The 17,747-nt window shown below is 38.4% G+C and carries 19 protein-coding genes; 9 read left to right on the top strand and 10 right to left on the bottom strand.

Going from position 1 to position 17,747, the window contains the following annotated elements; translation table 11 throughout:
• Nucleotides 1-70 precede the first annotated feature (70 nt).
• The 9 genes from CCAL9328_RS04575 to CCAL9328_RS04535 are packed head-to-tail and all read left to right on the top strand — an operon-like array spanning nt 71 to nt 8,565.
• Nucleotides 71-2,254 carry an NADP-dependent isocitrate dehydrogenase gene (locus CCAL9328_RS04575; protein WP_170000119.1) on the top strand — a complete coding sequence of 728 codons (2,184 nt, stop codon included), beginning with the start codon at nt 71-73 and terminating at the stop codon, nt 2,252-2,254.
• A 3-nt stretch (nt 2,255-2,257) separates the two neighbouring features.
• On the top strand, nt 2,258-3,148 hold the full coding sequence (locus CCAL9328_RS04570; protein ID WP_169935915.1) for a lactate/malate family dehydrogenase: 891 nt from the start codon (nt 2,258-2,260) through the stop codon (nt 3,146-3,148).
• Complete coding sequence (gene sucC / locus CCAL9328_RS04565) at nt 3,148-4,323, top strand: ADP-forming succinate--CoA ligase subunit beta (RefSeq protein WP_170000118.1); 1,176 nt, start codon at nt 3,148-3,150, stop codon at nt 4,321-4,323. The genes CCAL9328_RS04570 and sucC overlap by 1 nt, the downstream gene beginning before the upstream one ends.
• Before the next feature lies 1 nt (nt 4,324).
• Nucleotides 4,325-5,224 carry a succinate--CoA ligase subunit alpha gene (sucD, locus tag CCAL9328_RS04560; RefSeq protein ID WP_170000168.1) on the top strand — a complete coding sequence of 300 codons (900 nt, stop codon included), beginning with the start codon at nt 4,325-4,327 and terminating at the stop codon, nt 5,222-5,224.
• Complete coding sequence (locus tag CCAL9328_RS04555) at nt 5,208-5,513, top strand: 4Fe-4S binding protein (protein WP_170000117.1); 306 nt, start codon at nt 5,208-5,210, stop codon at nt 5,511-5,513. Before sucD ends, CCAL9328_RS04555 begins: the two co-directional genes overlap by 17 nt.
• Nucleotides 5,514-6,641, top strand: a complete 1,128-nt coding sequence (locus tag CCAL9328_RS04550) for a 2-oxoglutarate synthase subunit alpha (RefSeq protein ID WP_169971721.1) — start codon at nt 5,514-5,516, stop codon at nt 6,639-6,641. It abuts the gene before it with no gap.
• Nucleotides 6,631-7,476 (top strand): 2-oxoglutarate ferredoxin oxidoreductase subunit beta, encoded by an 846-nt coding sequence (locus CCAL9328_RS04545; RefSeq protein WP_170000116.1) that lies wholly within the window; start codon nt 6,631-6,633, stop codon nt 7,474-7,476. Before CCAL9328_RS04550 ends, CCAL9328_RS04545 begins: the two co-directional genes overlap by 11 nt.
• Nucleotides 7,473-8,024 carry a 2-oxoglutarate:acceptor oxidoreductase subunit OorC gene (locus tag CCAL9328_RS04540; protein ID WP_170000115.1) on the top strand — a complete coding sequence of 184 codons (552 nt, stop codon included), beginning with the start codon at nt 7,473-7,475 and terminating at the stop codon, nt 8,022-8,024. The genes CCAL9328_RS04545 and CCAL9328_RS04540 overlap by 4 nt, the downstream gene beginning before the upstream one ends.
• Before the next feature lie 55 nt (nt 8,025-8,079).
• Nucleotides 8,080-8,565, top strand: coding sequence for a flavodoxin domain-containing protein (locus CCAL9328_RS04535; RefSeq protein WP_170000114.1), 486 nt, complete (start codon nt 8,080-8,082; stop codon nt 8,563-8,565).
• A 34-nt stretch (nt 8,566-8,599) separates the two neighbouring features.
• Here the strand turns inward: CCAL9328_RS04535 and CCAL9328_RS04530 are convergent, their stop codons facing one another.
• The 10 genes from CCAL9328_RS04530 to coaD form a co-directional block, all read right to left on the bottom strand.
• On the bottom strand, nt 8,600-9,238 hold the full coding sequence (locus tag CCAL9328_RS04530) for a thiamine phosphate synthase (protein WP_170000113.1): 639 nt from the start codon (nt 9,236-9,238) through the stop codon (nt 8,600-8,602).
• Nucleotides 9,231-10,391, bottom strand: a complete 1,161-nt coding sequence (thiH, locus tag CCAL9328_RS04525) for a 2-iminoacetate synthase ThiH (RefSeq protein WP_170000112.1) — start codon at nt 10,389-10,391, stop codon at nt 9,231-9,233. The genes CCAL9328_RS04530 and thiH overlap by 8 nt, the downstream gene beginning before the upstream one ends.
• Nucleotides 10,391-11,158, bottom strand: coding sequence for a thiazole synthase (locus tag CCAL9328_RS04520; protein WP_169935897.1), 768 nt, complete (start codon nt 11,156-11,158; stop codon nt 10,391-10,393). Before CCAL9328_RS04520 ends, thiH begins: the two co-directional genes overlap by 1 nt.
• A 12-nt stretch (nt 11,159-11,170) precedes the next feature.
• Nucleotides 11,171-12,025, bottom strand: a complete 855-nt coding sequence (thiF, locus tag CCAL9328_RS04515) for a sulfur carrier protein ThiS adenylyltransferase ThiF (RefSeq protein ID WP_170000111.1) — start codon at nt 12,023-12,025, stop codon at nt 11,171-11,173.
• Nucleotides 12,025-12,228 (bottom strand): sulfur carrier protein ThiS, encoded by a 204-nt coding sequence (thiS, locus tag CCAL9328_RS04510; protein WP_169971715.1) that lies wholly within the window; start codon nt 12,226-12,228, stop codon nt 12,025-12,027. Before thiS ends, thiF begins: the two co-directional genes overlap by 1 nt.
• A gap of 84 nt (nt 12,229-12,312) precedes the next feature.
• Nucleotides 12,313-13,482, bottom strand: coding sequence for a pyridoxal phosphate-dependent aminotransferase (locus CCAL9328_RS04505; RefSeq protein WP_170000110.1), 1,170 nt, complete (start codon nt 13,480-13,482; stop codon nt 12,313-12,315).
• Between the two features lie 114 nt (nt 13,483-13,596).
• The gene (gene speA / locus CCAL9328_RS04500) at nt 13,597-15,432 is read right to left on the bottom strand and encodes a biosynthetic arginine decarboxylase (protein ID WP_169935889.1); all 1,836 of its coding nucleotides are present in this window, start codon (nt 15,430-15,432) and stop codon (nt 13,597-13,599) included.
• Entirely contained in the window at nt 15,425-16,663 is a 1,239-nt protein-coding gene (hisS, locus tag CCAL9328_RS04495; RefSeq protein ID WP_170000109.1) for a histidine--tRNA ligase, read from the bottom strand. The genes speA and hisS overlap by 8 nt, the downstream gene beginning before the upstream one ends.
• Before the next feature lie 20 nt (nt 16,664-16,683).
• Nucleotides 16,684-17,268: a dTMP kinase gene (tmk, locus tag CCAL9328_RS04490; protein ID WP_169935884.1), complete on the bottom strand. Its 585-nt coding sequence runs from the start codon at nt 17,266-17,268 to the stop codon at nt 16,684-16,686.
• 2 nt (nt 17,269-17,270) lie between these two features.
• Nucleotides 17,271-17,741, bottom strand: coding sequence for a pantetheine-phosphate adenylyltransferase (coaD, locus tag CCAL9328_RS04485; RefSeq protein WP_169935882.1), 471 nt, complete (start codon nt 17,739-17,741; stop codon nt 17,271-17,273).
• Nucleotides 17,742-17,747 lie beyond the last annotated feature (6 nt).

The following is a 17,747-nucleotide window of genomic DNA, read 5'->3' as shown; positions in this document are numbered from 1 at the left end:
TTTAAAATTTTATTTTATAATTGTTTTTTAACAAAAAAACGATAAATTTATAAAAAACCAAGGAATAAATATGAGTGAGATCATTTGGACTAAGACGGATGAAGCCCCGTTGTTTTCGAGTTATTCGTTATTGCCTATTTTGCAAAGTTTTTTATCGAAGGCAGGCATAAAAATATCACAAAAAGATATATCTTTAGCAGGACGAATACTGGCTGAATTTAGTGATATTTTAGCTAATAAACATGAAAACGCTCTTGAGCTATTAGGAGAGCTTACAAAGAGTGCTGACGCAAATATCATAAAACTTCCAAATATTTCAGCAACACTTCCTCAACTAAATGCTGCCATTAGCGAGCTTAGAAGCAAAGGCTTTGATCTACCGTTATATCCAAATGAGATAAAAACAAAAGAAGATGAAGAGATAGCAAAAAAATACGCAAAGATAATTGGAAGCGCGGTTAATCCAGTCCTTAGACAAGGCAACTCTGACAGGCGCTGTGTAAAGGCGGTAAAAGACTACGCAAGGGCAAATCCACACTCCACGGGCGAGTGGGATAAAAATGTAAAAACTCGTGTAGCACACATGCAAGATGGGGATTTTTACGCCAACGAAGAGTCTGTCATCAGTAAAAAAGATGATGTTTATACAATAAATTTTATAAATAAAAATGGTGAGAAGACAAAACTAAAAGAGCTTGAAATCTTAAAAGATGAGATAATCGATGCTAGTTTTATGAGTGTAAAAAAGCTTGATAAATTTTATCAAGATGCCTTTAAAAGCGCAAAAGATGATGACTTACTGGTAAGCTTACATCTAAAAGCTACGATGATGAAAGTAAGCGATCCTGCTATATTTGGTCATGCGATAAAGATCTTTTTTAATAAAGCATTTGATGAGTTTGGTGAAATTTTTAAAAGCCTAGAGATAAATGAAAACAACGGTTTAAAAGATATCTTTGCTAAAATTTCAACTCTAAAAGAGACAGAACAAAACAGGATCAAAGCTAAATTTGATGAAATTTTTACCTCATCGGCAAGTGTTGCGATGGTAAATAGCGCACAAGGTGTTACGAATTTTCACGTTCCAAACGATACGATAATCGACGCTTCAATGCCTGCCATGATAAGAAATTCTGGAACAATGTATGATAAAAACGGCGAACCAAAAGAAACTTTAGCGATAATACCCGACAAAACTTACGCCACTCTTTATCAAGCTTGCATAAACAACCTAAAAGAAAAAGGCTCACTTGATGTCACCAAAATAGGAAGCGTCTCAAATGTCGGTTTAATGGCTAAAAAAGCTGAAGAATACGGCAGTCACGATAAGACTTTCATTGCAAAAGATGATGGAGAATTTATCGTAGTTGATAAAGACGATAAAGAGGTATTTAAATTTAATGTGCAAAGCGGCGATATCTTCCGCATGACTCAAGCAAAAGATGATGCTATAAAAAGCTGGATAGACCTAGCTTTAAATAGAGGCAAGATAACAGGCGAACCGCTAGTTTTTTGGCTTGATGAAAACAGAGTGCACGATAGAAATTTAAAATCAAAAATAGATCTTTTGAAATTTGAAAATGCAGGCGTAAAGTATGAAATTTTAAACTATGAAAAAGCATGCGAGAAATGCCTTGACATCATAAGAGAGGGTAAAAATGTTATAGGCGTTACAGGGAATGTCTTGCGCGACTATTTAACTGATCTTTTCCCGATACTAGAGCTTGGCACTAGCTCAAAAATGCTATCTGTCGTGCCTTTGCTTTGCGGAGGAGGTATGTTTGAGACTGGAGCGGGTGGAACTGCACCTGTGCTAGTAAAAGAGCTAATTGAGCAAAACCATCTCATCTGGGATAGTCTTGGCGAATACCTAGCTCTCATAGCCTCGCTAGAACATCTTGCTAATTCTAAAGGCAATAAAAACGCTAAAATTTTAGCTAAAACACTAGATGGTGCCGTAAATTTATACCTAAAAAATAACAAATCACCACAAATGGGAGTTAAAAATCCAGACACTAGAGCGAGCCACTACTATCTAGCCCTTTACTGGGCGCAAGAGCTTAAAAATAGTGAACTTGGCAAAGAATTTACAAATTTAGCAGATGATTTGCTAGCTAACGAAGCTAAAATTTTAAATGAACTTTGCGAAATTCAAGGGGATGGAGTTGATTTTGGTGGATATTTTTATCCGGATGAGCAAAAAAGTTCTAATATCATGAGACCTAGTCAAACACTAAATAAAATAATAGGATAAAAAATGAAGATAAGTATAATCGGAGCAGGAAATGTCGGAGCAAGCATAGCTTACGCTCTTTGCATGAGAGAGGTTTGTGATGAGATCGCACTTGTTGATATTTTTAATGATGTTGCAAAGGCGAAGGCTATCGACATAACGCAAGCAAGCTGTGTGTTTGGTGCTAAAACCAAAGTCGTCGGCGCGGATAACTTTGAGCTAGTTAAAAACAGCGATATAGTTGTTGTTACGGCAGGTAGCCCTAGAAAAGATGGTCAAAGCAGAGAAGACTTGCTTATTAAAAACGCTCTAGTAGTAAAGTCAAGCGCCGAAAATATCGCCAAATTTGCTCCAAATGCGATAATAATCGTCGTTACAAACCCGCTTGATGTTATGGTTTGGGTTGCACGTAAGTTTAGCGGCTTTGATAAAAGTCGTGTTTTGGGTATGGCTGGCGAGCTGGACGGCGCAAGATGTCGTTTTGAGCTTGCTCAAATTTTATCACAAGATATGAGTGAGCTTAGAACAAAAGTTGTTGGAGCGCACAATGATAAAATGGTCATATCCAATAAAAATATCAATGTAAATTTAAACAAAGAAAACTTTGAAGTCTTAAAACACGAGACAAAAACAGGTGGAGCAAAGATAGTAAAACTACTCGGAACTTCGGCGTATTACGCTCCTGCGGCAGCTGTTGTAAAGATGTGTGAAGAGATAAAAGATCAAAAAGGCGAGATTGTTAGCGCAAGTGTGATCTTAGACGATGATCTTTCTTGCGGTAGGTTGGTAAAACTAAGCAAAAACGGGGTTGGCGAAATTTTAGAGCTAAATTTGGATCAAGAAGACTTAGATGAGCTAAACGCAAGTCAGGACGAGATCAGAAAGAACATAAATTTCTTAAAAGAAAATTTATAATGAACATTCACGAATACCAAGCCAAGCGGATCTTTAAAGACTATGGCATAAATGTCGCAAACGGTATTTTAGTTGCAAATTTAAATGAGACCAAAGAGGCTTTAGATGTTTTGCAAACAGATAAATTTGTCCTAAAAGCGCAAATTCATGCAGGTGGTCGTGGACTTGGCGGTGGTGTGAAGATAACAAAAGACAAACAAGAGGCGTTAGAGTGGGTGGCTAGTATGCTAAACACTCGCCTTATAACCAAGCAAACTTCAAAAGACGGAATGCTTGTTGAAAAAATTTACATCGAAGAGGCTATTAAATTTAAACAAGAAATTTATCTAAGTTTGACATTTGATAGAAACAACGAGAGCATCAGCCTGATCGTTTCAAAAAATGGCGGCATGAGTATAGAAGAAGCTGCACAAATAAGTCCACATCTTATAAAAAATATAAGTATAGATCCGCAGATAGGGCTTTGCTTGTTTCACGTTCAAGAGCTTGTGGTATTTCTTGACATCAATAAAGAACTAGCGTTAAAACTTCATGAAACGATTTTAAAACTATATCAAATTTATATTCAAAAAGACGCAAATTTAATAGAGATAAACCCGCTTGTTTTAACGCAAGATGATGAAATTTATGCGCTTGATGCAAAGATAAGTTTTGACGATAGTGCTCTTTTTAGACATCCTGAAATTTTAGCTCTAAGTGATCCGTCTCAAGCTGATCCAAGCGAAAACGAAGCCAAAGAGCAAAAGTTAAATTACATAAAATTTAATGGAAGTGTTGGTTGCGTTGTAAACGGTGCAGGGCTTGCGATGGCAACTATGGATATCATAAAAGAGCTTGGCGCAGATGCGGCAAATTTTTTAGACGTTGGCGGAAGTGCAACAAGTGACGGTGTGGCAAAGGCTTTTAGGCTCATTTTAAAAGATAAAAACGTCAAGGTGATTTTCGTAAATATTTTTGGCGGCATAGTAAGATGCGACCGTATCGCTTCTGGTGTGATAAAAGCATGTAAAGAGATAGGTCTAGACGTGCCTGTGGTTGTTAGGCTTGACGGCACGAATGCAAAAGAAGCCATGCAAATGTTAAAAGAGTCCGCCTTAAAAGGGCTACATGCAAGTCAAAATTTGCTTGATGGTGCAAAGCTAGCCGTAAAACTTGCCAAAGAAACGAGCTTATGACATGAGTATATTTATAGACAAAAACACAAAAGTCATAGTCCAAGGCATAACGGGCAAGGAAGGTAGCTTTCATACTCAAAGCTGTTTGGACTACGGCACGCAAATTTTAGCCGGAGTTACCCCTTTTAAAGGTGGGCAAACCCATCTTGGGGTTAAAATTTATAACACCGTAAAAGAGGCAAAAGAGGCTACTGGCGCTGATGTTAGCATGGTGTTTGTTCCTGCGAATTTTTGCAAAGATGCGATCATCGAGGCGGCAAATGCAGGCATAAGGCTTTGCGTTGTTATAACAGAACATCTGCCTGTTCTTGATATGCTAGAGGCAAAAACCTACGCAAAAAAATGCGGTATGAAGATAATCGGACCAAATTCGCCGGGCATCATAAGCGCAGGCGAGTGTAAACTTGGCATAATGCCTAGTTGCGTCTTTGAAAAAGACAAGATAAATGTCGGGATCATCTCCAAGTCAGGCACTCTAACATATGAAGCCGCAAATCAGATAAAAGCCCAAGGTTTTGGCATATCAAGTGCGATTGGCATAGGTGGAGACGCTGTTATCGGTATGGCTTATGATGAAATCTTACTAGAGTTTGACAAAGACGAGGATACAAAAGCTATCGTTATGATAGGCGAGATCGGTGGCGAACTTGAGAGCAACGCGGCAGACATCATAAGAAATTTAAAAAAGCCGGTTGTTGCATTCATAGCAGGAGCCAGTGCACCGCAAGGGCGTAAAATGGGACATGCTGGAGCCATTATAAATTCAAAGAACGCAAGCGCAAGAGCCAAATTTGAGATACTTGAAAGTGTCGGTGCTTATACGGTTACAAATCCTGCCAAAATAGGTGAAAAATTAAAACAAATATATAATGAAGGAAAATTTTATGATCATAAGAGATGATGTGCCCGTTTGGGTTGATGAAAGCAGGTGTAAGGCTTGCGATATCTGCGTGAGCAACTGTCCCGCGGGAGTTCTTGGTATGTGTATAGAAATCTCTGCAGTGCTTGGTAAGATAATCGAAGTAGTTCATCCTGAGTCTTGTATAGGTTGTCGCGACTGTGAGTTACATTGTCCTGATTTTGCGATTTATGTTGCCGATAAAGGATATAAATTTGCCAAGCTTACGCCAGAAAGCAAAGAAAGAGCACTTTTGGTAAAAGAAAATAAATTTCAAAAGCTGGAGGCGTAGATGAGAGAGATAGTATCAACGGGAAATTCGCTCGTAGCTATGGCTGCCATAGAGTGCGGTTGTAACTTTTTTGGCGGATATCCCATAACCCCAAGCAGTGAGATAGCACACGAACTAAGTCTTTTGTTGCCGCAAAATGGCGGAACATTTATACAAATGGAAGATGAGATAGCGGGTATATCTGTGGCTCTTGGAGCGGCTATGAGCGGTGCAAAAGCAATGACAGCAAGCTCAGGTCCCGGAATTTCTCTAAAAGCAGAGCAGATAGGCTTGGGTTTTATAGCTGAAATTCCTATCGTTATCGTAAACGTTATGCGCGGCGGACCTTCTACGGGACTTCCTACTCGTGTGGCACAAGGCGATGTCTTACAAGCTAAAAACCCAACTCACGGCGATGTTAATATGATAGTTTTAGCGCCTTCGAGTTTGGCTGAGTGCTATACTCAAACTATCCACGCGTTTAACCTAGCCGCACGTTTTATGACACCAGTTATGTTGCTTCTTGACGAAACGGTAGCGCATATGCAGGCAAGGGTAAGTTTGCCTGAAATTTACGAACTTGAAATTTACAAAAGAGATGAATTTAAAGGAGATCCAAGCTCATACAAGCCTTATGCCGCTAAATTTGACGCTCCTGCAACGCTAAATCCTTTCTTTAAAGGCTACCGCTATCATATCACAGGTCTTCATCACGGAGAAACTGGCTTTCCTACGGAAGATGGAAATATCGTTGAGTATAATATAAACAGGCTGTTTAATAAAATAAATTTGCACACGGATAAGATAGAACAAAGCGAAGAATTTATGTTAGATGACGCTCAAATTTGTATCATTGCATACGGAAGTGTCGCTCTTGCAGCCAAACAAGCTATACTAAATTTACGTCAAAAAGGACTAAAAGTAGGGCTTTTTAAACCTATATCGCTTTTCCCGATGCCTAAAAACGCATTAAAGGAAATTGCCGACAAATTTGATAAAATTTTAGTTTGCGAGCTAAATTTGGGTCAATACAGTGGCGAGATCGAAAAAGTCATAAAAAAAGAAACACAAAAATTACTAAAAGCAAACGGCAGACCGCTCACTCCAAGTGAGATAGAAGCAAAGATAGGAGAGTGCTATGGCATTTAATTACGATAATTATTTAAGAACTGATAAAATGCCTACGCTTTGGTGCTGGGGCTGTGGGGATGGAGTTATTTTAAAAAGTGTCATTAGGGCGATAGATCAGCTAGGCTGGGACATGAATGACGTATGTGTTGTTTCGGGCATAGGCTGTAGCGGAAGATTTTCAAGCTATGTAAATTGTAATACCATTCATACTACACATGGTCGCGCCATAGCTTATGCTACAGGTATAAAACTAGCAAATCCAAACAAGCATGTTATTGTTGTAACAGGTGATGGAGACGGTCTTGCCATAGGCGGCAACCACACCATACATGGATGCAGAAGAAACATCGGACTTAACCATATCCTTATAAACAACTTTATCTATGGACTTACAAATTCTCAAACAAGCCCGACTACTCCAAGAGGATTTTGGACGGCTACAGCTCAACTTGGCAACATCGACCCTAGCTTTAACGCAACAAATTTAGCCATCGCAGCCGGAGCAACATTTGTTGCAAGAGGAAGCGTTATAGAGCCTGAAAGACTTACGAAACTTTTTGTTGAAGGCTTTAAGCACGACGGATATAGTTTTTTTGATGTATTTTCAAACTGTCATGTAAATTTGGGTCGTAAAAATAAAATGGGCGAAGCCGTAAAAATGCTTGAGTGGATCAAAGAAAGAAGTGTAAACAAAATCAAATTTGATCAAATGAGCGAAGATGAGCAAAAAGGACTTTTTCCGCTCGGAGTTTTACATAAAGATGAAACTAAAACCGAGTATTCAAAAGCCTATGCGAAAGTTATCGCAGCCGCCAAAGACGGTACAAAGATAAATTTTGAGGAGATAGTATGAAAACTCAACTTAGATTTGTCGGTGTCGGCGGGCAGGGTGTCATAATGGCTGGTGAAATTTTAGCCGCAGCAAAGATAGAAGACGGTGGATATGGTGTAAAGGCTTCCACATATACTTCTCAAGTTCGCGGAGGGCCGACAAAGGTTGATATCATCCTTGATGAAAATGAAATTTTATACCCTTATGCGAACGAAGGCGAGATAGACTTTATGCTAGCAACCGCACAAAAAAGTTATGATCTTTTTAAAGACGGAGTAAAAGAGGGCGGTATCATAGTCGTAGAGCCAAATCTTGTAAAACCAAGCCAAGATGATTTAAAAAAATGGAAAATTTATGAAATTCCTATCATTTCTATCGCTAAAGACGAAGTTGAAAACGTCATCACTCAAAGCGTTGTAGCGCTTGGAGTTGCGGTGCAAATGAGCGGTTGCCTGGATAACAAGCTTGTAAAAGCAAGTATGCTATCTCACGTGCCAAAAAAGGTGCAAGAAGCAAATGCTAAAGCGTATGATCTAGGGATAAAATACGCAAAAGAAGTGATGAATTAGTTAAACTTTAATACAAAAAAGAGTAAAATACTCTAAATTTATCAAAAGGAATAAAATGAGTAAAGTAGCTATTTTTTACGCAACAGGCAAAGGCGATACTAAAAAAGCATGCGAGTATCTTGGTGGGAAACTAAACGCCAAGGTTTTGCCTGTAAATGAAGCAACTAAGGCTGTCTTTGAAGAGCAAGACATTTTGATCCTAGCTAGTTCAAGCTATGGTTTTGGCGAACTGCACGATGACTGGAAAAACAAGTTAAGCGAACTAAAAGAGGCAAATTTAAAAGGCAAAAAAGTCGCGATAGTAGCCGTAGGCAACCAAGAAAGACACGCTGATAGCTTTGTAAGCGGAGTGGTTGATTTCTTACCTTGCATCAAAGATGCTATTTTGATAGGACAGAGTGAACTTGACGGCTATAAATTTGATAGCTCTTCGGCTTTTATAAATGGCAAATTTATAGGACTTGCGCTTGATACAAAAGGCGATAAAGAGTATGAAGCTCGCATAGATAAATGGGTCGTTGCTTTAAAAGAGCAAATTTAAACCATACTAAAAACCTCTTTGAGATAGACTTTTCTTAAAGAGGTTTAAAATTCCTTACAAATTTAAACTCATCCTCACATCTCATGGCTAAACTCATGGTGCAAATTCCATCCACTCCGGCGTTCAAGATATCTTTGGCGTTTGTTTCGTTTATGCCACCAAGAGCGTAAATTTCTTTATCAAATTTAGCTTTTAGTTCTTTAATAAAGCAAACCCCTTTTGGCTCAAGTCCTACTTTGGAATTTGTAGCAAATATATGAGAAGCGACCAAAATATCTGCAAATTTAGAGGAGTTAAGAGCTTCGTTAAAAGTATGAGCTGGAGCGTAAATTTTAGCATTTAAATTTTGCTTTTTATGCTCGGCTAAATTTCGCACGTTAAGCTCAAACTCATCGGTTTTTAAATTTATAAGCGTTTCGAGTTGTTTTGAACTCATCCAAAACGATCTCTCAAGCTCGCACGCGATATTAAAAAATTGATTGATAACGAGTTTTGTGTTAAATTTCTTACAAATTTCATCTACCTTAAAAGCAAGCAAACGAAATTCATTCTCGTTAAGTTCTTTTTCACGAAGTAAAATTTCATCTACACCGGCTTTGCAGAGATTTGAAATTTTATCTAAAAAATCCCCTTCGCAAAGAGCTATTGAGCTTATTGCAAGAAGTTTAGACATAGATGTATTCGCTCATTAAAGGCTCAAGTCCTTGAGCTCTTATCATGGCGCAAATTTCATCAACCGAGCGAGAGTCTTCTATCTCAAACTGCTCATCGCCTTTTTTGTTATCCGAGTGTGCGCCGATACCGACATTTACTCCTGCGCTTATTTTGTTTGCGGCGATTTTAACGGCATTATCGCGAAACAAAGCGCGCTCACGAGTTGAGATAGTTATGTTTGCGCTTGGCATAAAGATACGATAAGCGCATATCACTTGCAAAAGCTCGCGCTCACGGACATCTCTTGGATTGATCTTGGAGTTGTTTATGATAGGACGAAGTCTAGGTACTGAAAATGCGATCTCTGCATGAGGGTATTTTTTCTGCACCAAACTAGCATGCAGTGCTGTAGAAAATGCGTCTAACCTAAAGTCGTCGAGTCCTAAAAGAGCGGCAAAACCAACCCCTCTCATGCCTCCCATAAGAGCTCTTTCTTGCGCATTTAGCCTGTATGGGAAAATCCTTTTATTTCCTGCAAGGTGAAGTTTTTCGTATTTTGAAGGATTATAAGTTTCTTGAAAAACGGTTACATAGTCTACTCCGCTTTTGTGAAGTAGGGCGTAATCGGTCGAATTTACAGGATAAACTTCAACTCCGACTATCTTAAAATACCTCTTTGCTATCTTGCACGCTTTTGCGATGTAGTTTATATCGGAATTTGTCTCGCTTTCGCCGGTAAGTATCAAGATGTCTTCAAGCCCGGTTTTTGCTATCTCTTTTAGTTCAGCTTCGATCTCACTCTCGCTTAACTTAGCTCTTTGTATATTGTTTTTAGAGTTAAATCCGCAATAAACACAGAGATTATCACAGTGATTTGCTATGTAAAGCGGAGTAAAAACGCTAACGTTTATACCAAAATTTTCCCTTGTTTTTTTCATGGCAAGCAAGGCTATTTGCTCTAAAAATTCAGACGCCGCAGGACTTAAAAGCGCTTTTAAATTTTCTAAAGTGCAAATTTTACTCTCAAGTGCAGCCAAGACATCATCTTTGGTATAAATTTCAGGCTTATAGCTCTCTCGCTCTTTTAAGACGGCATTCATTATCTCATCGCCTATGTTTTGCATATGCGGCAAAAGCTTCATGTGGTCGGTTTTAAATTGACTAAATTTCATTATTCTAAAAATCCCGTCAATGGAGAGCTTGCACTAGCGCTATCTTTTACTCGTCCAAGCCCTGCAAGATAGCCCTCACGACCGGCATTTATGGCGTTTTTAAACGCTCTTGCCATAAGGGTTATGTTTTTAGAAGTTGCGATCGCGGTATTTGCCATGACTGCCGCTGCTCCAAGTTCCATAGCCTCACAAGCCTGAGACGGGCGACCGATACCGGCATCAACTATGATCGGAGCTTCTACCTCGTTTATTAAAATTTCAATGATATTTTTAAAAACCAAGCCTTGATTTGATCCGATAGGTGCGCCAAGAGGCATAACACAAGCTGCGCCGCTGTTTATCATGGCTCTTGCCGAATTTAGCTCGGGATACATATAAGGCATGACAACAAAACCCTCTTTGGCCAAAATTTCAGTCGCTTTTATAGTTTCGTAGTTATCGGGGAAAAGGTATTTTGAGTCGGTTATGATCTCTATCTTTACAAAATTTCCACAACCAAGCTCACGTGAAAGTCTAGCTATACGCACTGCCTCCTCGGCATTTCTAGCTCCGCTTGTATTTGGTAGGAGCGTGACATTTTTTGGTATAAAATCAAGTATATTTCTATCTTTGCTTTCATTTACACGGCGAAGCGCTAGTGTGATGATTTGCGCATTTGCTTCATTTATAGCAGCAGTTATTAACTCATGGCTGTATTTGCCAGAGCCTAAAATAAACCTTGAGCTAAATTCTTTATCTCCAAGTTTTAAAGTATTGTTTTGTTGCATATTTTGCCTTTATTAATTTGCTTCAAGACCCATAAGAAGGCGGATGGCTAGGTTTGCTTCGTGATTAGCACATATCGCGACTCTTGGAGCCATTAGTCCTTGTCCATGCTTTGCGGCATTTACAAGATCTCCACAAATATGAACGTTTTTTGCAAATTTGATAGTTTTTATGAGGTTTGAGCTATAATGCCCAGCCATGCCTGATGCGCCAATTATCTGCTTATCTTTTAAGCTTAGTCCGGCTTCGTTTACTATCATTGCTTTGCCTACGACATTATCAAATGCCTCACACACGATAGAACATGGCGCAAAAACTTCAGCTACATTTGAACTATCAAGAAGCACATCATGGGTTATAACTTCGACAAAAGGATTTACATCGGTGATTAAATTTTTTAATGCCTCGGTTTTTTTCATGCCGATATGCTTTACAAAGTATTGTTGTCGGTTTAGATTGCTAGGCTCGACTACGTCAAAGTCGGCTAGCACAAGCTTTGCTACACCTACGCGAGCAAGGCTTAAGGCAATGTTTGATCCAAGTCCTCCAAGTCCGGCTACTCCGATGCAGGCATTTGATAAAGCCTCATTTAGCTCAGGCGAATTTCTTGCGGCTATCATTGCTTTTAAAATATCTTTTTGAGGCATAACACCACGTTTTATAAACACTACGTTAGAACCGTCATTTAGCACTAAATTTTCTTTTGTTGCAAAGCCGTCAACGATAAAAATATCAGGCTCATCGGCATTAAATTTAGTTAAAAATTTATAAATTTCTCCATTTTTATTATCAAAAATTTCAGACTTTAACTCATTCAAATCACTTGCCAAAACTTCAAATTTAACACCATTTATTACTATTTGCTTCATTAACCGCCTCCTACAAATTCTACCACTTCATATTTTTTACCAAGACTCATCGTCTGTTCTTGCCACATATTTCTTGGTAAAATTTCATAGTCGCGCTCAAGTGCTATAAATTTGAGTTCAAATCCAAATTTTAGTAAAAATTCCTCTACTGTCATATCGCTTTCAAGAGTGATTTCTTTGCCGTTTAGGACTATGTTTACCATTATAAAGTGCCTTAAAATTTTATCGTGGTATTGTATCTAAAATTTATAAATGGAAAAAAGAAGACGGAAAGCTCCGTCTTTAGATTATTTGTAAGTTTTTACAAACTCTGCTATCCTAGCGATAGCCTTTTTGATACTTCCTATATCTGTAGCAAAACTTATCCTAAAATATCCATCCATACCAAATCCAACCCCAGGAACAGTGGCTACATTTGCTTTTAAAAGCATGTCTTGACAAAATTTCATGCTATCTGGTTCAACTTTAGAGCAGTTTACAAATAGATAAAATGCACCTTTTGGCGAGTCTACGCTAAGCCCATCTATCTCGTTTATAAGCTTAACTGCGATATCGCGACGTGATTGATACTCGCGTCTCATGCGTTCTATATCATCGTCTGTTTTTCCTAAAAGTGAAGGTATGGCACCTGCTTGGACGATAGAGCTTATGTTGCTAGTACTTTGGCTTTGTAGCTTTTTCATGGCTGCATTTAGCTCGTTTATCGGACTTGCTATGTAACCAAATCTCCAACCCGGCATTGCGCCGCATTTGCTTAGTCCATTTATCGTGACGGTGCGATTAAAAAGATCTTGATTAACAGATGCAACTGATACGAATTCTACGTCATAAACTAATTTTTCATAAATTTCATCGCTTGTTATGATGATGTCAGTGCCCTTTAGCACCTCTCCAAGAGCTGCTATCTCATCGCGAGTATATACTGATCCTGTTGGATTTGTAGGGTGGTTTAGGCTTAAAATTTTTGTTTTTGGAGTTATAGCGTCTTTGAGTTGTTGAGGGGTGATTTTAAATTCAGCGCTTTCGTTTGTTTCGATAAATACAGGCTTGCCTCCGCAGAATTTCACTATCTCCGGGTAACTTACCCAATACGGGCTTGGTATGATAACTTCATCGCCCTCATCAACAAGTGCTTGAAAGACGTTAAATAAAGAATGCTTGGCTCCGACGTTTGTTATTATCTGACTAGGTTCGTATTTTAGTCCGTTATCTCTTTCAAATTTAGCCGAGATTGCTTTTAAAACTTCAGCCGTTCCAGGAACCGGGGTGTATTTTGAGCAGCCTTTATCGAGTGCTTCTTTTACACTGTTTTTTATAGTTACAGGTGTGTCAAAGTCAGGTTCGCCCGCTGAAAGACTGATGACATCAATCCCTGCCGCCTTCATCTCTTTTGCTTTTGAACTGATCGCTATTGTTAAAGACTCGCTTAGAGTTTGCATTCTTTTTGCTAAAACCATTTTTAACTTCCCCTTTGTAAATTTTTTAAAGTAATTTTATAACAAATAATTTTTGAAGCGACCCAAAAATTTAAAATTTAAGATCGCTTTTTAACCTCATGTTTCAATAAGTAATCAATTAATAGTTTTTAGATAACTATTGTCATTTAAAAACAGATAAAGTTCTCCTAAAATTTGTTTTTTCTGTGTTTCGTTGATTAAATTTGACTTTTCAAGCCTTTCGTTCAAAGTGTCTTGTATCTCGTAAATATCATAGTCAAGATCCTCCATGATATCAAGTATCGACTGACTTTCGATCACATCTTTTATAGTGTAGCCTTCAGGCGTAAGCTCTATCGTTGCTTCCGTAGGATGAGTAAAGAGGTTGTGCTTCATCCCAAGAACTTCTTGATACGCACCAACTAGGAAAAATCCCAAAAAATACTCCTCTTTTTCAACATCTACATCGTGCAAGAAGAGCTGGTTACCGTCTTCGTTGTAGCTTATCTCGCCGTCGCTATCGCATGTTATATCCCAGATACAAGCAGGAAGTGTAGGGCGTATATCAAGCCTGTCTAGTGGCATGATAGGGAAGTTTTGCTGTAAACCCCAAAAGTCGGGCATGGATTGAAACATCGAGAAATTTACTAGATAACGCTCTTTTATCTCCTCTTGTATGCGCACAAGGTCTGCGGTGCTATTTTTATTGCCGAGCATGATAACGGCTTTTTTACTTATCAGCTGGACTAAAATTTCTGCATTTGAGCGATCTTGAAGATCAACATAACCAAGGTCAAATAGCGTAAGCACACTTTCCATATGATGGATCGCATCATGCAGATATTCAAGTGCATTTGAAGGCTTTATCGTCTCGTAAAGATCGTAAAGTTCGGTTATTAAAGGTGGATTTTTCTTTTTTAAATTTAGCTTTTCTTCGGTATGGTCTTGACTGAAAAGTTCAAGCACAGGAGCCACCAAAAGTGCGTGAGAAGCCGAAACAAAACGCCCGCTTTCTATAAAAATATCAGGCTCGAATTCATTTTTTTGATTTGCGATATTTTTTAGAAGATAAACAACGTCGTTTGCATATTCGTTTAGAGTATAGTTGCGGCTTATAGTTTGTTTAAATTGCGAATACTCAATCGCCAAACCGCCGCCTAAATTTATGGCTTTTAGGTTTGTTGCACCCATTTTTCTTAGCTCAACATAGATGTTGCCTGCCTCGGTTAGCGCCTTTTTAAGTGGGTGAATTTCATTTATTTGCGAGCCGATATGAAAGTGTATCATAGTAAAGCAATCAAGCAAATTCGCTTTTTTAAGCAAATTTACCGCTTCGATAAGCTCGGTTGAAGTTAGTCCGAATTTAGAATAAATTCCACCGCTCTTAGCCCATATGCCAGAGCCTGCAGAGTGCAGACGTATGCGAAGTCCGATGTTTGGTTTTGGGGCAAATCTCTCCTTTGCGGTTGCGATGATCGCTTCAAGCTCATTTAGACCCTCGATGGTTAAAGTTATGTTGTGTCCCATTTCAGCCGCGATAAAGCCGATATTTATAAGCTCTTTATCTTTAAATCCGTTTACCGTTATTGGTGCGCCGTCGTTGTTGTATGCCATAGTCAAAAGAAGCTCTGCCTTACTTCCTGCTTCAAGCCCGTAGTTATACGGCTTGCCAAGGCGTGTTAGGTTTTTAACAAAACCTGGGTATTGATTTACTTTTAGAGGAAAAACCGCGTTAAAATTTCCTTTATACTCAAATTCCTTTTTTGCCTTAGCAAAGCTTGCATGAATTTGCTCGATCTGCTTTTGTATAAGGTGTGGAAAACGAAGAAGCAATGGACCTCTATAGCCCTCTTTGCGTATATCTTTTACAATGTCGATTATCGCTGGTTTTCCTGCCGAATTTATGCAAACCTTGCCATTTTCTATGACAAAATTTGAGTTTCCCCAGATATTTAAACCGTAATCATTCATTATCAAGTTCCTTTTCAAGCTCATTTAAATTTATAGTTTTTTCGGTTTTATTGTCTAAATTTTTATACCAAATTTGACTATTTGCGCGTTCATTTTCTCCTATGCAAAGGAAAATTTTAGCGCCTTTATTGTCTGCTATTTGCAAATGTTTTTGAAGTTTTTTGGCTTCATAGGATATCTCTACTTTAAATTTATCCCGCATTTTAGTCCCAAGCGAATATACAAAGTCCAAATTTTGCTCATCTAATGCACAAATATAAACTCCGTTTCGCTCGTTTTTAATATCTCTTGAGCTTAAAATTTCCATTATACGCTCTATGCCTATGGCAAATCCAACTCCATAGCTTGCTTTCCCACCAAGATACTCCACAAGCCTATCATATCGTCCGCCACCGGCTACCGCGCTTTGAGAGCCTATCTCATTGCTAATAAACTCAAATGCAGTCTTGCAGTAATAATCAAGCCCTCGCACAAGCTTTGGATCGACCTCATAACCTATGTTGTTTTCGTCTAAAATTTTCTTTAGCTTATCAAAGTCATCCGCAGCTTCTTTGCTTAAATTTTCTATCATTAGCGGTGCATTTTGATAAATTTCTTGGCATTTTTCATTTTTGCAATCAAGCGTTCTTATAGGGTTAAGCTCTTTTCTTCTAATACAATCATTGCAAATTTCACTCTCATTTGCATCTAAAAATTTGACTAATTTTTCTTTATAGCTAGCCATAGAAGAAACATCTCCAAGAGAGTTTATTTTAAGTGTGGCTTTGATATCTAAGCGTTTTAAAATTTCACTTATCATTAAAATAATACTTGCGTCCTCATAAACGCTAGCCTCACCAAAACACTCCACGCCAAACTGGTGAAATTCTCTTAAGCGACCCTTTTGAGGTCTTTCGTATCTAAACATAGAGCCATGATAAAACCACCTATAAACGCCACCTGCACGGTCAAGTTTGGCTTCGATATAAGCCCTAACAACCCCCGCAGTGCCTTCAGGGCGTAAGCATACATCGTTGTTGCCCTTATCAGTAAACTGATACATCTCTTTACCGACGATATCGCTACTTTCTCCAACACTTCGTTTAAAAAGAGCAGTCTCTTCAAGATGTGGAGTTTTTATCTGAGTATAACCGTAGTTTTTAGCCACGTCTTCACAGGTTTTTACAATGTATTCATATAGTTTACTTCTATCTTGAAGCATGTCTTTCATTCCGCGAAGTGCTGTTATCATTTTTGTCCTTTTAGTTTATTTTAAAATTGTATAAATTCTTCTATCTCTTTACTTATCTCTTGCACGCTTTTGCTCGCATCTATATAAAGCGTGTTTAAATTTAAGTCTAAGAGTAAATTTTTCATATTTTGCTGAACAAGCAAAAGATACTCAAAACCTCTTGCTTCTACTGCGTCCGATCCGCCTCTACTAAGCAACCTTTGCTCTAAAAGCTCCTTATCTGCCTCAAAAAATACAACCTTATCCGGCAAATTTGAGTTAAGGGCAAATTTGTTAAATTCTAGTAAAATTTTAGCATCATAGCTGTTTTCGTTAGCTAAGGCATAAGCTATACCTGAGATAAATCCTCTATCGCTAATGACGATTTTATTGGCATTAGGCGCAACAACTTTTGCATAATGTTCGGCTCTATCAGCCAAAAACATCAAGGCCTCAGCTCTTGGGCTTAATTTAAATTTACCGCCGAGTAAAATTTCCCTAACATGCACACCAAACTCCGTTCCTCCGGGTTCTTTTGTGATGATAGGATTTTGGTATTTTGCGGATAAAAGCTCTATTTGCGTGCTTTTTCCAACTCCGTCTATGCCTTCAAATAAAATATACATTATCACTTTGCCTTTAAAATTTCTAAAATTTCAACTGGTACAAGCTTGCTTACATCGCCGTTGTGCAAAAATACCGAACGAACTATCGAGCTTGAGATGAAAGCATTTTTAAGGCTTGGCATAAGATAAACCGTCTCAAAATCCTCCCAAAGCGCAGCGTTTGCATAGCCTATTTGCAGTTCGTATTCAAAGTCGCTTACCGCTCTAAGACCCCGTATCACTGTGTTTATGCCTCTTTGCTTAGCAAAATCAACCAGTAAATTATCAAAACCTTCAACACAAACATTTTTAAAATTTTGTATCGAAATTTCTACCATATTTACACGTTTTTCAAAGCTAAATAACGGCTTTTTACTATCATTTTTAGCTACCGCGACTATTACTTTATCAAAAATTTTAGTAGCACGCCTTATAACGTCAAGGTGTCCGTTGGTTATAGGATCAAAAGTGCCCGGATATATGCACGCTTTCACTTTACC

The sequence above is a fragment of the Campylobacter sp. RM9328 genome (assembly GCF_012978615.1).
The sequence above is the reverse complement of the archived record's forward strand: the minus strand, read 5'-3'. Positions and strand labels throughout refer to the sequence as shown.

What these genes read in the sequence shown, in the direction of transcription:
- CCAL9328_RS04575 (WP_170000119.1), top strand. Translation starts at nt 71, where the DNA reads ATGAGTGAGATCATTTGGACTAAGACGGATGAAGCCCCGTTGTTTTCG.
- CCAL9328_RS04570 (WP_169935915.1), top strand. Translation starts at nt 2,258, where the DNA reads ATGAAGATAAGTATAATCGGAGCAGGAAATGTCGGAGCAAGCATAGCT.
- sucC (WP_170000118.1), top strand. Translation starts at nt 3,148, where the DNA reads ATGAACATTCACGAATACCAAGCCAAGCGGATCTTTAAAGACTATGGC.
- sucD (WP_170000168.1), top strand. Translation starts at nt 4,325, where the DNA reads ATGAGTATATTTATAGACAAAAACACAAAAGTCATAGTCCAAGGCATA.
- CCAL9328_RS04555 (WP_170000117.1), top strand. Translation starts at nt 5,208, where the DNA reads ATGATCATAAGAGATGATGTGCCCGTTTGGGTTGATGAAAGCAGGTGT.
- CCAL9328_RS04550 (WP_169971721.1), top strand. Translation starts at nt 5,514, where the DNA reads ATGAGAGAGATAGTATCAACGGGAAATTCGCTCGTAGCTATGGCTGCC.
- CCAL9328_RS04545 (WP_170000116.1), top strand. Translation starts at nt 6,631, where the DNA reads ATGGCATTTAATTACGATAATTATTTAAGAACTGATAAAATGCCTACG.
- CCAL9328_RS04540 (WP_170000115.1), top strand. Translation starts at nt 7,473, where the DNA reads ATGAAAACTCAACTTAGATTTGTCGGTGTCGGCGGGCAGGGTGTCATA.
- CCAL9328_RS04535 (WP_170000114.1), top strand. Translation starts at nt 8,080, where the DNA reads ATGAGTAAAGTAGCTATTTTTTACGCAACAGGCAAAGGCGATACTAAA.
- CCAL9328_RS04530 (WP_170000113.1), bottom strand. Translation starts at nt 9,238, where the DNA reads ATGTCTAAACTTCTTGCAATAAGCTCAATAGCTCTTTGCGAAGGGGAT.
- thiH (WP_170000112.1), bottom strand. Translation starts at nt 10,391, where the DNA reads ATGAAATTTAGTCAATTTAAAACCGACCACATGAAGCTTTTGCCGCAT.
- CCAL9328_RS04520 (WP_169935897.1), bottom strand. Translation starts at nt 11,158, where the DNA reads ATGCAACAAAACAATACTTTAAAACTTGGAGATAAAGAATTTAGCTCA.
- thiF (WP_170000111.1), bottom strand. Translation starts at nt 12,025, where the DNA reads ATGAAGCAAATAGTAATAAATGGTGTTAAATTTGAAGTTTTGGCAAGT.
- thiS (WP_169971715.1), bottom strand. Translation starts at nt 12,228, where the DNA reads ATGGTAAACATAGTCCTAAACGGCAAAGAAATCACTCTTGAAAGCGAT.
- CCAL9328_RS04505 (WP_170000110.1), bottom strand. Translation starts at nt 13,482, where the DNA reads ATGGTTTTAGCAAAAAGAATGCAAACTCTAAGCGAGTCTTTAACAATA.
- speA (WP_169935889.1), bottom strand. Translation starts at nt 15,432, where the DNA reads ATGAATGATTACGGTTTAAATATCTGGGGAAACTCAAATTTTGTCATA.
- hisS (WP_170000109.1), bottom strand. Translation starts at nt 16,663, where the DNA reads ATGATAACAGCACTTCGCGGAATGAAAGACATGCTTCAAGATAGAAGT.
- tmk (WP_169935884.1), bottom strand. Translation starts at nt 17,268, where the DNA reads ATGTATATTTTATTTGAAGGCATAGACGGAGTTGGAAAAAGCACGCAA.